This window comes from Variovorax sp. HJSM1_2, assembly GCF_049316285.1.
Taxonomy (GTDB): domain Bacteria; phylum Pseudomonadota; class Gammaproteobacteria; order Burkholderiales; family Burkholderiaceae_C; genus Rhodoferax_B.
This window is the reverse complement of sequence record NZ_JBMOXA010000007.1, coordinates 37,881-52,726: the sequence shown is the minus strand read 5'-3', so window position 1 is coordinate 52,726 and position 14,846 is coordinate 37,881. Positions and strand designations below refer to the sequence as shown.

Sequence of the window (14,846 nt, the reverse complement as noted above, 5' to 3'; positions counted from 1 at the left end):
CGCTCGATCTTCTTCAGCCTGGGCTTGATGCTGGTGTGCAAGCTGCGAGGTCCCTCCACTGGAATGATGAATGCCCCCAACGCACAGTAGCCGCCCCGCCGATCCATCCGTCTCCGTGCGCTCTGGTGCTGCCGCCTTGCCCGACAGCGGCGCCTGGCTGGCGGCGATGTTTGAATCCGCCATGGACGGCATCGTCACGGTGGACGAGAACCAGACCATATTGCTCTTCAACCAAGCGGCCGAACGCATGTTTCGCTGCGCCGCCGAGGCCGCGCTGGGGCAGTCGTTGACACAATTCATACCCGCGCGGTTCAGGGCGCAGCACCAGGGACATATGCAGACCTTTGGCGAGACCGGTGTGACCGCGCGCCGCATGGGCAAGCTCGGGCCCGTGAGTGGTTTGCGCGCTGATGGCGAAGAGTTTCCGCTTGAGGCTTCTATCTCCCATGTGCTGGTGCAGGGCCGCCCCATCTACACCGTCATACTGCGCGACGTGACCGAGCGCGTGCGTGCCGAACAACGCCTGGCCGAGCACCAGGAAACCCTGGCGGCCATCATCGATGCCGCCAGCGACGCGGTGGTCAGCACCGATGCGGCGGGCAGCATCATGCTGTTCAATCCCGCGGCCGAGCGCATCTTTGGCCGCAGTGCCCAGTCCATGCTCGGCCAGTCGCTGGATGGGTTGATGCCGCCGCGTTATCGCCAGCGCCACGGCAGCGACCTGCAGGGTTTTGCGCAGTCCAAGGTGACGCGGCGCGCCATGGGGGCAGGGCGGGTAAAGGGCCTGACTGCAGCCGGGGAAGAGCTGGAGCTCGAAGCCTCCATCTCGCAGGCCACCATCAACGGCAAACTGACACTCACCGCCATCCTGCGCGATGTGACGCAGCGCGTGAAGGCCGAGACGGCCCTGCTCAAGTACCAGTTTGAACTGTCCGAACTGGCGCAGCAGCTGATGACGCAAGAGAAAACCACCACGCGCCGCCTGGCCCAGGCACTGCACGACCAGCTGGGGCAGACGCTCACCGCCATGCGCCTGTCGTTTGATGCGGCCAGTGTTGTGGGTGCACACAACGCCGCGGCGGCGGATCCCCACGGCGCCCATCTGGGTGGCCTGATAGACCAGGCGATACGCGAGGTGCGCCAGGTGCTGGTGGATTTGCGGCCGCCGCTGCTGGATGACAACGGCCTGGCGGCCGCGTTGGAGAACGAAGTGCGGACGCGCAGCCGGGCGCCGCTGGGGCTGGATGTATTGCTCGAGACCGAACCGGAAGTCGTCGACCTGCGTTGGCCGCCGGATGTTGAATACGCCGCCTTCATGGTGGCCCGCGAAGCGCTGGGCAACGCCATCCACCATGCCGGGGCTTCGTTGATCCGTGTGGTGCTGAGCGGTGATGCGCAGGCCTTTGTGCTCGAGGTGATTGACGACGGCAAAGGCCTGCCGGCCGATGCCGAACGTGCGCGGCCCGGCCATCTGGGCATGGTCGGCATGCGCGAGCGCGCCCTGGCCATAGGTGCACGATTCGCTGTGCAAAGCCCGGCAGAAGGCGGCACCTTGGTGCGCTTGTCGTGGGCCATGGCCGCGGCATGAAATGGATTGCGGAGATCTTGAACAGGATGGGTGAATGACTTCTTTGTACCTTGTCGACGACCACCAGATGGTGCGCGAGGGTTTGCGTGCGGTGTTGCAGGCGGCCGGTCATCAGGTTGTGGGCGAATCGGCCGACCCCACTGAAGCGGTGGCCGATCTGGCACGTTGCCAGCCGCAGGTCTTGCTGCTCGATCTGAGCCTGGGTGGACGCTCCGGCATGGAAGTGCTGGTGGAGCTACAGCGCCGCGCGCTGCCGGTGCATGTGGTGGTGCTGACCATGTCGGCGCAGCCGCAGCATGTGGCCGAGGCCCTGCGTTTGGGCGCCGCCGGCTACGTGCTCAAAGGTGCGCCGGCCAGTGAGGTGCTGCGCGCGATTGACGCCGTGGTGCTGGGCCGACGCTACCTTGGGCAAGAGGTGGCCGATCTCGCGGTGCAGGCCCTCACGGGTGATGCCGGCAGCGACCCGTTCAGCAGCTTGTCGCCGCGCGAGCGGCAGATTGTGGCGATGGTGGTGCGCGGGCAATCCAGTGCGGCCATAGGCCGCGAGCTGCATCTGTCGCCGAAAACCATTGACACCTACCGCAGCCGCCTGATGGCCAAGCTGGGTGTGGGCGACGTCACGGCACTGGTGCGTTTGACGATACGCCACGGCTTGCTGCGCGAGGACGAAATCTAGCGGGCTTTCATCTAGCCGTTTTTTTCGCGCTGACCGACTCGCCCCTCGACAGCCGTCAAGACTTCCCCACAGACAACTGCGGCACCGCGTTCTAAAGTCGCTGCCAGACAACTGCTGGACACTGGAGGCTCGATTGACGCAGAGTGTGGATGTGAACCGAGCGGCGCCTGCGCGCCGATCAACGTGTGATGAGAGAGTTGGAACCAAGAGCCCGGTCGCGCAAGATTTCCCCAGGAGCCAAGATCTGACCCCGGTTTGGCTGCAGGCCTTGCAGCAGGCCCCGACACCCATGGTGTTGACCGATGCGCGCGGCGTGATCCAGCGTGTCAACGCCGCTTTTGAACGTGTCACGGGATACAGCGCTGCCGAGTTGCTGGGCCAGCGCACCAGCCTGCTGCGCTCGGGCTTGCAAGGGGACGGCTTCTACCGTGGCATGTGGGCCGAATTGCAGCGCCATGGTCGCTGGCACGGGGATATCTGGAATCGCGGCAAAGACGGCCACCTCTACCAGGAATGCCTGAGCATCGTCGCGCTGCGCGATCACGGCTCATCCTCGGCGTTCTACCTCGGGGTGTATTCCGGCCTGTCTTCCCCGGCGCAGGCGCGCGACACCATGCTGCGGCACGGCGAAACCGATCCGATCACCGGGCTGGCACGCCGTTCCGCATTTGTGGGTGCTCTGCAGCGCCTGGCCGAGCAGGGCGCACATGTGCATGTGTTGGCCTTGGACATCGATGGCTTCACGGCACTCAACGAGCAGTTTGGCCTGGCCGGAGGGGACGCCATCCTGCGTCAGATGGGGCTGCGCTGCTCGCAATTAGCGGCGTCCAATGCGCAGGTTTGCATTGTGGGACGTGTGGGGCCAGACGAGTTCGCCGTGGGGGTGGTGGCGCCAGCGGATTTCCGCGTAGGCGACGGTGGTGTGTTCTGGATGCGGCAATTTGCCGAATGCCTGACGGCCGCGCTGGCGCAGCCTTTTGAGGTGGCCCAGGGGCGCAAGCTCACCATAGGCGTGACCACGGGCCTGGCTTCGCTGGCGCCGGGCGCTGGATCGGCGGCCGAAACCCTGCTGCATGCCTCTTTTGCGCGCCAACAAGCCAGCCCCGGCGACGCCGCCCTTCAGCAGTACGAAGCCCAGGCGCGCCCCCGCCAATTGGCCTTGTGGCTGCGCGAGGCGCTGCGCCGCCAGGAGATACAGGTGGCCTACCAACCCAAGGTGGACCTGCGCAGCGGTGCTCTGGCGGGGGTGGAGGCGCTGGCGCGTTGGCATCGGCCAGACGGCACCACGATTGCGCCGTCCGAGTTCATTCCGCTGGCCGAGCGCCTGGGCCTGATTGGCCGTCTGGGTGACCGTGTGCTCGAACAAGCTTTGCAAGACCTGGGGCAGTGGGGCGCGGCGGGTCTGGCGCAGCCGGTGGTGGCGGTCAACATTTCGGCGCTGCAGTTCCACCGCGCCGACCCCGCGCAAGATCTGGCCTCTGCGCTGGGGCGCCATGGTGTAGCACCAGGTTTGATCGAGCTGGAGTTGACCGAGTCGCTGCTGATCGGCGAGATGGCGTCGGTGATGCAATCGCTGCAGGCGCTGCGCCAACTGGGCGTGCGGCTGAGCATCGACGACTTTGGCACGGGTTATTCGTCGCTCGCCTACCTGCGGCGTTTTCCCATCCAGTATTTGAAGATCGACCGCCAGTTTGTCAGCGACATGCTGGAAGACTCTTCGGCCCGCGAAATCGTCAAGGTGATTGTCGAACTGGCACACCGGCTGGGTCTGCGTTGTATTGCCGAAGGCATTGAAACCCGGGCGCAACTGGCCGCGCTGCGCGCCATGGGCTGTGACGAAGGTCAGGGTTATCTGCTGGCCAGGCCCATGGATCCGCAGGCGCTGGCGTTCCTGCTGAGCGGCTCACGGCCGTGGCGGGCGCTGTTTACCCCGAGTGCTGAGGACCTGGATGCTGATGTGGATCAAGAGCAGAACGAAGACAGCTGTGCACACTCGGACTGAGCCTCAACCGTAGAAAGATTTGCCGTGAACCACCTCTGCCTTCGCCCCCAAAACCCTGGCGCACGCCAATGGTGGGCGATCGCCTTGTTGCCGGAGCTGCCATGTCGGCCCGGCTGAATGCCACCTGGACAGGGGCGAGCGCGGGTCCGCCCTGTGTGCTGACCGTCTTTGTGCAGCGTGAGCCACGTGACCTGGTGCACGAAGTGTGCAGCGCGCTGCAGCCCGGCGCCAGGGTGATAGATGCGGCCTCAGCCACCGATGCCGTGATGACGCTGCTGGCCAAGGACATAGACCTGGTGCTGGTGGATCTGGACGGCGCAGGCGAGCTGCTGGGGGCGCTGCGCCGTCATGTGCAGCGCTCCGCACCCGACGCAACGCTGCTGGGGTTTGGCCGCATGCTGCCGCCCGCAGCCGCGCAGCCGGTCCATGAGGGGGCGAGCAGTGTGCACAGCTGGGCGGAACTGGAGTACACACTCACGGCCTGGCTGCAGCAGTGGCCACGGCCTAAGGCCATTGAGGGATAGATGCGACTGGATGCCGCAAGATGAGCCGGGGCGTGATCAGCGAAAACGCGGACTCATTGCGGCCACTTCATCTCACCCTTGATCACCTTGGCGCTGAGCTCCAGCGAGCTGGCTTCGCCGAGTTGTGGGTAGACTTTCTGCATGGCGTCCACCAGTGCCGCAGCATCTTTGGCTTGGCTCGCTTGTGCCTCGAAGTTTTTGAGGTAGCTGGCGGTGAACTGCACTGCGGCCAAGCCCTTGGGCCCCTCGCCAAGATAGTGGCCCGGCACCACGGCAGCGGGTTTCAGCGCTTCTATGGCCTTGAGTGTGGCTTGCCAGTTTTGCCGTGAGGCGACTGTCTGGGTATCGGCCACCCAGACATGGATGCCGCTGGACACCACCACGCCACCGGCCACCGTTTTCAAGGACGGGATCCACACATAGCTGCGCTCCGGGCTCGGGCCTTGCAGTCCCTGGATGTCCAGGGCTTGGCCGTTCACCAGGATGCGCTCGCCCTGCAGCACTTCGGGCAACACCAGTTTCTGCGGTGCGTTGTCTTTGAGGATGGGGCCCCAGTAGCCCAGCTTGCCTTGCATGGACTCTTTGATGTGCGCCACGGTAGGTGCGCTGGCGACGATCTTGGCGCCGGGAAAGGCAGCCTGTATCACGTCCAGGCCGAAGTAATAGTCCGGGTCGCTGTGGCTGATGTAGACCACGGTGAGTTTCTTGCCGCTGGCCTTGATTTTTTGCACCAGGGCCTGGGCGTCGTTGCGTTGGAACTGCGCGTCGATCAGCACCGCTTCGGTCGGGCCGCTGACGATCACCGAGGTCACGGGGAAGATGGCTTTGTCGCCGGGGTTGTACACCTCAAGGGTGAGGGGCGTTGCGGCGTGAGCAGCGACTAGGGTGCTGAGGGCGAGGGTGGCTGCGGCGAGCAGGGTGCGGCGTTGCATGAAGGGCCTTCTTTGAAGCGTTGTGTTGCGGAAGGCCAGAGATTAGATTGCTTGGATCGATTGAAAAACCGCCTTTTAATCAATTGTTTGTTGCGTTAATCGGCTGAATTAAAGTTTTGCTCCAGGCGTTGCGCCAGGTAGCTGAGCATGGCGGGGTGCGGCTCGTGGCCGACACCGGGCACCAGGTCCAGTGTGGCATTCGCCTGCAGGTGCTGCAGCCGTGCGAACGCACTTTGCGCCTGGGCCACGGGCATCACCGGGTCGGCTGTACCGTGCAACAGGTGGATGGTCGCATGGGGTTTGTGGATGGGCAGCTCGGCATAACGCCCGGCCAGGGCCACCACGCGGTGTGCGGGCGGGTGATCCAGCTTGGTCGATTCCAGCGCCATGATGGCACCCTGCGAAAAACCTGCCAGCAACGTTTTGTGGGCGTCCACCTTGGCCACTTGTTGCCAATGCTGCACGCTGGCCGCAAAGCCCGGCATGGCCGCAGCCACACGCGCCGGGCGGTTTTCTTCGGTGATGCCACGCACGGAAAACCATTGAAACCCATTGGAAATATCGGACGGCTCGGGCGACGCCAGGCTGACCACGAAGGCGCCGGGCGCGCGTTGGGCAAACCATTGGGCCAGGCCCACAAGGGACTGCGGAACCGAGCCTACGCCGTGGCTCAGCAGCACCAACTGTGACGCCTTGGCGGGTTGTTGGACAACGATGGATTGTGATGGCATGGTTTCTTGTGCTCTAGGTACCGTTTAAACAAGTGCCGCTTCAGCGGCTTGTGGTGTGCGGCTCAAGGCGGCGCCGGGCAGGTCGCCAAACACATAACCTTCCATAGACAACACGCCGTAGGTCACGCCGCCGTCAATCACCTCCACCGATTCATCTGCGCTGCTGGCACCGATCGCGACCAACAGCGGCAGATAGTGCTCGTCAGAGGGGTGGGCGCGTTGTGCGTGCGGCGCCTGTTCGCGGTAAGCCACCAGGGCGGTGGTGTTGTGCGCCAGTGTTGCGCGACGAATCCATTGCACGAAGTCGAGCACATAGGGCTCCTGGTCGCCCTCTAGTGTGTGGCGAAACTCGTAGAGGTTGTGTGTCAGGCTGCCCGATGCCAGGATGGCCACACCCTGCTCGCGCAGCGGCGCCAGTGCCTGGCCCAGCTGCAGGGCGCCCTGGGCGGTGAGGTCCACAGGCAACGACAGTTGAAACACCGGCACATCGGCCTGCGGCAGCATGTGCAGCAGCGGCACCCAGGCGCCGTGGTCCAGTCCCTGGTTTTCCTGCGCGGCAACCGGCAGGCCGGCGGCGCTCAGCAGCTTGATGGTTTGCTCGGCGACCGCGGGTGCACCCTGGGCGGGGTAACGCAAGCGGTACAGCGGCGCAGGAAAGCCGCCGAAGTCATGTACCGTTTCGGGCGCCGCAGCGGTGCTGACGCGCAAACCGCGTGTCTGCCAGTGCGGCGACACCACCAGGATGGCGCGCAGGCCAGGTTGTTGTTGCAGTCGCTCGCCAATGCCGCGCAGCAATGGGCCTGCACGGCCCGGTTCCAGCGCAAACGTGGGTGCGCCGTGAGAGACAAAGATGCTGGGGAACTTGGTGGTCTTTGACATGACAGTTTCCTGGTGGGGAATCGGCTGGATTCGATAGGAATGAACTGTAGGCGTCTCTCCATTCGAGATAAACACCGATACTCGGCATATATTGTTTTGAAATTCGAGACGATGGACATTCTTCAAGCCATGAAAACATTTGTCGCCGTGGTCGAGGCCGGCAGTTTTGTCGGCGCTCTCGACATGGTGGCGCTCTCCAAACCGGCGATCTCGCGGCACATTGCCGATCTGGAGCAGCGTCTGGGCGTGCGCCTGCTGCAACGCACCACGCGGCGCCTGTCGCTCACCGATGAAGGGCAGCTCTACTACCAGCGCTGCAAGGAGGTGCTGCAGGCGGTGACGGATGCCGAGGTCGAAGCCGCTTCCGCCACTGGCCAGGTGCGCGGGCGGCTGCGTGTGGGGGCGCCGCAAACCTTTGGCACGCTTTATCTGGCCGCGTTGTGGGGGCGCTTTGCGGCCGAGAACCCAGCGGTCACGCTGGACATTGTGTTGTCCGACAGTATTGTGGATCTGGTCGAGGAGGGTTTTGACCTGGTGGTGCGCATCGCCCACATGGCCGATTCGGGCCTGGTCAGCCGGGTGCTGGCCCAGACCCGCATGATGGTGTGCGCCTCGCCACACTACCTGGCGCAGCGCGGTACGCCGCTGCGCCCGGCTGATTTGGCGCAGCATGATGTGGTGGCCTACAGCAATTGGTCTTCGGGCGATGTATGGCGCTTTGAACATACACACGAAGGTGAAACCACGGTACGCACCCGCCCGCGCATACGCGCCAACAGCGGCGACACCTGCCGTGCTGCGGCCTTGGCGCACCAGGGCATCATCCTGCAGCCCGATTTTCTGGTCCAGCAGGACGTGCTGCGCGGCGACCTGGTCGAACTGCTGCCCGCATTTAATGCCGGGGTGTTGAGCATTCACGCGGTCTACCCGACACGCAAACAACTGCCCCTGAAGGTGCGGCGCCTGGTGGACTTTCTGGTGCAGGCGCTGCGTGATCCACCCTGGTGTGTGGGCGCGCAAAAAGCCGGGACGAAGTCATGAGTACGGCCACTTCTTCTAGCGACCTGATAGGGCTGGTGTTGGGCACGCTGCGCACCGAACGCGCCAGCACCGCGCGTTTTACGCTCAGCGCTCCCTGGTCGCTGCGCTCCGACGGTGTAGAGGGCTTGCTGATCCGCGTGAGCCTGGGTGAGCCGTATTGGATAGAGGCCGACGGCGCCGAGCCGGTGTTGATACAGCCCGGCGACATCGTGCTGCTGCCACAGGGCGCGCCACACATCGTGCGTTCGGCGCGCGAACTGGCACCCTTGCCTTTCAGCGGTTTGCTGGCGCAGCACATGTCGGGGGCACACGGCGACCACCCCATCACCTTTAGGCACGGCGGCGAGGGCGGCCATGGCGCTGCGCTCACCGAGTTGTTTTCGTTGCATCTGTGGATGCCGCAGCACCGTGGTCAGTCGCTGTTGTCGTGGTTGCCGCCGCTGATTGTGCTGCGCGCGGCCGAGGTGGCGACTACGCGCACCCTGGCGCTGGCCACCCAGGCCTTGGTGGACGAAACCCTGACGCAAGTTCCAGGTTGGCAACTGGTCACCGCACGTATGGCCGATCTGCTGCTGGTGCACGTGTTGCGTGCACATCTGCAGAGTGGCGCGGCCCAGGCGCAGGGCTGGCTGGCCGGCATAGGCGACAAGGCCATAGGCAAAGCACTGGCCCAGATGCATGCCAACCCCGAGCTACCCTGGTCGGTGGCGAGTCTGTCGCGCGTGAGCCATCAGTCGCGCTCGGTGTTCAGCGAACGTTTTGTGCAGCGTATGGGCACCACACCCATGCGTTACCTGGCGGACGTGCGCATGGGGATTGCGAGCCAACAGTTTGAGCAGGGCCAGGCCGATGTTGCACGTGTCGCCCAGGACGTGGGTTATGCCTCGGAGAAAGCGTTTTCACGTGCCTTTGAGCGCTGGGCCGGGCAAACGCCCAGCCAGTACCTCAAGCTGCGGACGAACGGTGCCCAGATCCGGCGTCACAAGGGTTGAGGTCTGGCGGGGCGGCGAGAAGAATCGCGGCATGAAAACAGAATCCGCAAAGTTATCTCCCAAAGTCCTGATTGTTGGTGCCGGCATCGCCGGATGTTCGGCGGCGATCGCGCTGGCGCAACGTGGCTGGCGCGTGAGCGTGATCGAAAAACAGCCGCAGTGGCAGTTTCAGAGCTCGGGCATCTTTGTCTACAGCAACGGCCTGGCGCAGTTCGCCCAGTTGGGCGTGATGGACGAACTGGTGTGTGCCGGGTTCCCTATCGCCAGCGGCCGCAACGTCTACCTCGACGCGCAGGGGAATCCGATTGTGGACGTGGTCTACCCCAACGTGGGGCCGCAGGGCACGCCGCCGATTCTGGGCGTGAAACGCGCCGAAATGCACCGCGTGTTGTCCACGCGGCTGCAGACGTTGGGCATAGACGTGGCATTGGGCACATCGGTGGTCGCACTGGTGCAGCAGGATGGTGTGGTGCAGGTCACTCTGTCGAACGGACAGACCGAAACGTTTGACCTGGTGCTGGGCGCCGATGGCATTCGCTCCAGCATCCGCGCGCTGTTGTGGCCCGAAGTGCAGCCGGTGTATTCGGGCCTGGGCGTGTGGCGCAGCGTGCACCGCCGCCCGCCAGAACTGGTCGACAAAATCATGATGATGGGTGTGGGCAAACGCTTGGGCATCATGCCGATTTCGGCCGAGAAGCTCTACATCTTCGGCACCATCGCCGAGCCCAAAAGCGCCTGGTTTGACCGGGCCGACTGGCCGGCCACCATGCGGGCCAAGTTCGCCGAATTTGCTGCGCCCGCGCGCCAGTTTCTCGACGAGATTTCGGCAGAGTCAGAGCTGCTCTACACCGCGGTGGAAGAAGTCATCATGCCCACGCCGTGGCACCAGGGGCGCGTGCTGCTGATCGGTGATGCGGCACACGCGTCCACACCGTTCATGGGGCAGGGCGGCGCCATGGCGGTGCAAGACGCGGTGCTGTTGGCGCAGTTGCTGGCGCAGCATGCCGACGTGCCCGCCGCGCTGCAGGCGTTTGAGCAATGTCGCGCGCCGGTATGCCAGTTTGTGCAGGACGCTTCACGCCGCGTGGGCCAGGTGGGGGCGGTGGAAGATCTGGCGTCTTATCAAAAAACCATACAGGCCATGCCAGACACTGCGCAGGCGCATGTGGACGGCTTCTACAAGGAACTGGCGCGCTTGGATGCGCTTGCCGCTTAAAGCCCGCCCAGGGGCAAGTCCAGCCCCACCTTCACGCGGTCCATGGCCACCAGCGTTTTGAAGCGTTTGACGTTGTTGTTCTGGAAGAACAAGGCGCGGGTAAGCTCGGTGTATTGGCCCATGTTCTGCACCGCAAAAATCAGCACAAAGTCCCACTCGCCGGCCACGTAGTAACACTGCTGCACCTGCGGACAGGCGCTGAAGCTGCGCTTCATGGCGTCGAGCAGGTCGATGCGTTCACTCTCCACCTCGACCTGGGCGATGACCGTGAGTTCCACACCCACGGCGCTGGGGTCGAGCTGCACCGAAAACTTGTCGATCACACCCTCATCTGCGAGGCGTTTGATGCGCCGGTTCACGGCCGCTGAAGACAGGCCGATCTGCGCGCCCAACTCGGCTTGTGACTGGCGTGCGTCATGCTGCAGATGAGACAGCAGCTTCAAATCAAACGGGTCGAGTGGGGTGGGCATTGCAAAAGGGCGGCTTAGAACGTAATGAAAGTGCGCGGATGGCGTTCAATCTGCAGCAAATACGCAGGGCGAAAAAATATTATTGCACTGCACCGGTTCATTTACAGCCGTACCGCCCCAAGGACTTTTATGTCGACGATTGATCTGCCCCTTCCCAGCGACTCCAGCCTGAGTGCCGACCTCACCCGCTGGCGCCGCCAACTGCACACCATCCCCGAAACCGGCTTTGAAGAGCGCCAGACCTCGGCCTTTGTGACCAAGACATTGCGTGCGCTGGGTTATCAGGTGTTCGAAGGAATTGGCGGCACGGGGCTGGTGGCCAGCCTGCAGGTGGGTACAGGGGCGGGGGTGATCGGCATCCGCGCCGAGATGGATGCCTTGAACATGGCCGAGACCGCCACCGGCCGCGGCTGGGCCTCCACCCACCCCGGCAAGATGCACGCCTGTGGCCACGATGGCCACATGTCCATCGTGCTTGGCGCCGCACGGTTGCTGCGTGAGCGCCAGAATTTTGACGGCACCGTGCGCTTCATCTTCCAGCCTGCAGAAGAACATGGCCGGGGTGCCAAGGCGATGATGGCCGATGGTTTGTTCGAGCGCTTTCCGGTGGACGAAATCTACGGCCTGCACAACATGCCAGGGCAGGCGGCGGGCAGCATAGCCACGCGCAGCGGCGGCATCATGGCGAGTGAGGACAACTTCGTCATCCACATCAAAGGCCGTGGCACGCACGCGGCGCGGCCACACATGGGCATAGATCCCATCGTGATCGGCGCCGAGATTGTGCTGGCGCTGCAAACCATTGTGTCGCGCACGCTAGACCCCAGCGCCCAGGCCGTGGTGTCGTGCACGGAATTCATCACCGATGGCATTCGCAATGCCATTCCCTCCAACGTCATCATCAAGGGCGACACGCGCAGCTATGACCCACAGGTGCAGGCGACCCTGGCCAGGCGCATGCGCGAGATCTGCGAAGGCATTTGCAGGCTGCACGGGGCCGAGTGCCAGTTTGACTACAGCTTTGAATTCGAGCCCACGGTGAACTGGCCCGAATATGTGCCTTATGCCGTGGCTGCCGCGACTGCCGTGGTGGGGGCCGAGCGCGTGGATGCCCAAGTGCCGGCCATGATGGCCTCGGAAGACTTTGGCGCCTTTTTGCGTGTGGTGCCTGGCGTTTTTGTGTTCCTGGGCAATGGCGCCGAGGGCGAGGCGGGCGGTGTGCCGCTGCACAACGGTGCCTACGACTTCAACGATGCCACCTTGGCAATAGGCGCCGAATATTTTGCCGAACTGGTGCGCCAGCGGTTGCCGCGTTGAGCTGCTGACTTTTTATCTGCCGATTTCTTCTCTCTTCACTTCTTCATTCATGCAACTCGTTCCCAACCCGCAGGCCATTCGCGCAGCCTACCCCGCCGAGCTCAAAACCATCATGTCGATTGCCGAGGCGCGCCGCACACGCGCGTGGCTGGCGCCGTGGAAACACTTGGCGCCAGAGGCCACGCCGCTGTGGTCCTTGCCCAAACTCGCAGCCCAACTGGGTTTGGGCGCGGTGTGGGTCAAAGACGAGTCCAAACGCTCGGCGCTGGGCAGCTTCAAGGCCTTGGGCGCCCCGGCCGCGTTGAGTCGCCTGGTGCTGCGCGAGCACCCCGCTTGGGACGCTAGCGGTGTGCTGCGCGGCGACTACCGTGCGAAATTAAACGGCCTGGTGGTCATCAGCGCCACCGATGGCAACCATGGCCGCGCCCTGGCGGCAGCGGCACAGAGCGCGGGTGTGCGTTGTGTCATCGTGTTGCACCAGCACGTGAGTGCCGAGCGTGAACACGCCATCGCCGCATTCGGTGCCGAGATTGTGCGCATAGAAGGCAACTACGATGACTCGGTGAGCCACGCCGCGCAACTGGCCGAAGCCAACGGCTGGCGTGTGGTGTCCGACACCTCCTACCCCGGCTACGAAGAGATTCCACGTGACGTCATGCAAGGCTACGGCGCGCTGGTGGACGAGTTGGCCGAGCAGGGGACTGAGCCCTTCAGCCATGTGCTGCTGCAAGGCGGCGTGGGTGGCATGGCGGCGGGTGTGGCGAGTTACCTGTGGGAGCAGTGGGGCGCGCAGCGGCCGATCTTCATCGTGGTTGAGCCGCAGCAGGCCGACTGCCTGCTGCAAAGCGCGCTGAACGGTGTGGCGTCCAAGGCCACGGGCAGCGTGGATTCGGTGATGGCCGGTTTGGCGTGTGGCGAAACCTCACCGCTGGCCTGGCGCTTTCTCGCACCAACGGTCGATTTTTTCTTGACGATTGAAGACCAGCAGGCGGTCGATGCCATGCGTTTGCTGGCGCACGGCGCCATGGGCGATGTGCCCATTGTCAGCGGAGAGTCGGGCGCTGCAGGTTTGGCCGGAGTCTTGGCGTTAGCCCTAGATCAAGCCTTTCGTGCGCGGGTGGGTTTGGGCCCCGAGGCGCGCGTTCTGGTGGTCAACACCGAAGGGGCCACGGCGCCCAGCGTCTACCAACAGTTGGCTGGACGCTCGGCCGAAGAAGTGTTGTTGGCACAGCAGCGCTGGCAAACCACCTGAGTGGTCTTTTTCCCAAAGGCTGTATAGAGGCTGGAGGTTGGGTGGAGGCGAGGCCCACCTCACCACTTCTTCTTTGCGCGCCACAATGCAAAAAGCCCCGTACTTGCGTGCGGGGCTTTGCAATTTCTGGCTCCCCCTCACGTCTTCACTACGAAGCAAATGCCTTGAGATTGCGCGGCCAAAGGTTTGGCCTAGCCTGGTGTGGTTTGGTTGGCGGCTTGAGCGCTGTGACATGGCTTGCTTTTAACCATGAGGGGGCACGATGGCCGGGCCCTCTACGCGCTTGGCCGTCAGAAGTTTTGCTTGAACGCCGTGGCCGACAATGGAAATTGCCCTTCATTGAGCTTCGCAGCGAAGTCTTTGGCGTTGTATTCCCAGTAGTGGTGCCAGGCAACATTGTTGCTTTTGATCCAGTCCGCCATCAGTTGAATAAATTCAGGATCGTCGCCTAGCCCATGGCCGTCTGGACGAGTGCCCGTGCCCCATTCACCATAGGTCATTTTCTTCCCATGCAGGGCCGCGAAGTCTCTGTGCCAGATGAAGCCTACCGGCTTGTTCATCCGATACTTCCATCGATCCATCGTGGTTTGTGGAACCGTTGCCCAAGTGGTGTTGTAGATGTCCATGCCAACGGTGTCGACATACTGATCTCCAGGGTAAACATCGGCGGGGTTGATGTCACCTGGCCCGGATCCGACGCACCAGTCGAAGGTGAAGTTGGCACCATGCTCAGAGCGCATTGCGGTCACGATTCTTTTCCAGTAGGCAACCCATGCCGTTGGATTCTTTTTTGCAGCCCAAGGGAACCAGCTGTAGTTGAACTCCCAACCAATGCGTATCGATGCATTGCCATAGCCATTGGTTATAAGATTTTTTGCAATTGTCTTGAAATGCTCATCGTAGGCACCTGCGGCGCCTGCTTCTAGCGTCGTCGTTTTATCAGTGGTCAGCATGGGTACTGAAAACGTCATGTCCAGATTGGTCGGTTTCCAGCATTTGGCACTGCGAGCAGCGGCAGCCTCCATGGCCACCCACGTTTCTGCTGCAAGAAAATCGATGCCTCTGGTGGGCCTGTGGCCTAACCAAGCGCTGTAGCCGTCGAGCTTGCTGACGCCATAGCAGCCACCTCCCATATAAGCTCCGAGCTCGGCGGCTCCAGCGTTGGAGGTGAAGACGCCACATATTGAGAATGCAGCTGCAGTAATGAAAGTTTTTAAGTTCATGTC

14 protein-coding genes are annotated in these 14,846 nt (G+C 63.2%); 9 read left to right on the top strand and 5 right to left on the bottom strand.

From position 1 onward, the window contains the following. The first annotated feature begins 70 nt into the window (after nucleotides 1-70). From ACFQ95_RS09655 to ACFQ95_RS09640, 4 genes are all read left to right on the top strand, one after another. The gene (locus ACFQ95_RS09655) at nucleotides 71-1,588 is read left to right on the top strand and encodes a PAS domain-containing sensor histidine kinase (protein WP_422830647.1); all 1,518 of its coding nucleotides are present in this window, start codon (nucleotides 71-73) and stop codon (nucleotides 1,586-1,588) included. A 34-nt stretch (nucleotides 1,589-1,622) separates the two neighbouring features. Next, nucleotides 1,623-2,264 (top strand): response regulator, encoded by a 642-nt coding sequence (locus ACFQ95_RS09650; protein ID WP_422830646.1) that lies wholly within the window; start codon nucleotides 1,623-1,625, stop codon nucleotides 2,262-2,264. Nucleotides 2,265-2,532: 268 nt separating this feature from the next. After that, complete coding sequence (locus tag ACFQ95_RS09645; RefSeq protein ID WP_422830645.1) at nucleotides 2,533-4,266, top strand: putative bifunctional diguanylate cyclase/phosphodiesterase; 1,734 nt, start codon at nucleotides 2,533-2,535, stop codon at nucleotides 4,264-4,266. 101 nt (nucleotides 4,267-4,367) lie between these two features. Beyond that, complete coding sequence (locus ACFQ95_RS09640) at nucleotides 4,368-4,790, top strand: hypothetical protein (RefSeq protein WP_422830644.1); 423 nt, start codon at nucleotides 4,368-4,370, stop codon at nucleotides 4,788-4,790. Nucleotides 4,791-4,843: 53 nt separating this feature from the next. On the opposite strand, the gene ACFQ95_RS09635 is transcribed toward ACFQ95_RS09640, so the two are convergent. From ACFQ95_RS09635 to ACFQ95_RS09625, 3 genes are all read right to left on the bottom strand, one after another. Beyond that, nucleotides 4,844-5,722 (bottom strand): MBL fold metallo-hydrolase, encoded by an 879-nt coding sequence (locus ACFQ95_RS09635; RefSeq protein WP_422830643.1) that lies wholly within the window; start codon nucleotides 5,720-5,722, stop codon nucleotides 4,844-4,846. A gap of 95 nt (nucleotides 5,723-5,817) precedes the next feature. Further along, entirely contained in the window at nucleotides 5,818-6,453 is a 636-nt protein-coding gene (gene ypfH / locus ACFQ95_RS09630; protein ID WP_422830642.1) for an esterase, read from the bottom strand. A gap of 24 nt (nucleotides 6,454-6,477) precedes the next feature. After that, complete coding sequence (locus tag ACFQ95_RS09625; RefSeq protein ID WP_422830641.1) at nucleotides 6,478-7,332, bottom strand: dioxygenase; 855 nt, start codon at nucleotides 7,330-7,332, stop codon at nucleotides 6,478-6,480. Between the two features lie 129 nt (nucleotides 7,333-7,461). Between ACFQ95_RS09625 and ACFQ95_RS09620 the strand changes: the two genes are divergently transcribed. Genes ACFQ95_RS09620 through ACFQ95_RS09610 form a run of 3 tightly spaced genes read left to right on the top strand, consistent with a single transcriptional unit; the run spans nucleotide 7,462 to nucleotide 10,581 of the window. Then, nucleotides 7,462-8,373: a LysR family transcriptional regulator gene (locus ACFQ95_RS09620; RefSeq protein ID WP_422830640.1), complete on the top strand. Its 912-nt coding sequence runs from the start codon at nucleotides 7,462-7,464 to the stop codon at nucleotides 8,371-8,373. Next, the gene (locus ACFQ95_RS09615; protein ID WP_422830639.1) at nucleotides 8,370-9,365 is read left to right on the top strand and encodes a cupin domain-containing protein; all 996 of its coding nucleotides are present in this window, start codon (nucleotides 8,370-8,372) and stop codon (nucleotides 9,363-9,365) included. Before ACFQ95_RS09620 ends, ACFQ95_RS09615 begins: the two co-directional genes overlap by 4 nt. 31 nt (nucleotides 9,366-9,396) lie before the next feature. Beyond that, nucleotides 9,397-10,581, top strand: a complete 1,185-nt coding sequence (locus tag ACFQ95_RS09610; protein WP_422830638.1) for an FAD-dependent oxidoreductase — start codon at nucleotides 9,397-9,399, stop codon at nucleotides 10,579-10,581. Here the strand turns inward: ACFQ95_RS09610 and ACFQ95_RS09605 are convergent. Beyond that, on the bottom strand, nucleotides 10,578-11,051 hold the full coding sequence (locus ACFQ95_RS09605) for an Lrp/AsnC family transcriptional regulator (RefSeq protein WP_422830637.1): 474 nt from the start codon (nucleotides 11,049-11,051) through the stop codon (nucleotides 10,578-10,580). The genes ACFQ95_RS09610 and ACFQ95_RS09605 overlap by 4 nt on opposite strands. 129 nt (nucleotides 11,052-11,180) lie before the next feature. On the opposite strand from ACFQ95_RS09605, the gene ACFQ95_RS09600 reads away from it, so the two are divergent. Then, a complete protein-coding gene (locus ACFQ95_RS09600) occupies nucleotides 11,181-12,368 on the top strand; it encodes a M20 aminoacylase family protein (RefSeq protein ID WP_422830636.1) in 1,188 nt (395 codons plus the stop codon). 49 nt (nucleotides 12,369-12,417) lie between these two features. Further along, nucleotides 12,418-13,620, top strand: a complete 1,203-nt coding sequence (locus ACFQ95_RS09595; protein WP_422830635.1) for a diaminopropionate ammonia-lyase — start codon at nucleotides 12,418-12,420, stop codon at nucleotides 13,618-13,620. Nucleotides 13,621-13,910: 290 nt separating this feature from the next. Here the strand turns inward: ACFQ95_RS09595 and ACFQ95_RS09590 are convergent, their stop codons facing one another. Beyond that, nucleotides 13,911-14,843, bottom strand: coding sequence for a glycoside hydrolase family 26 protein (locus tag ACFQ95_RS09590; protein ID WP_422830634.1), 933 nt, complete (start codon nucleotides 14,841-14,843; stop codon nucleotides 13,911-13,913). Nucleotides 14,844-14,846: the final 3 nt, after the last annotated feature.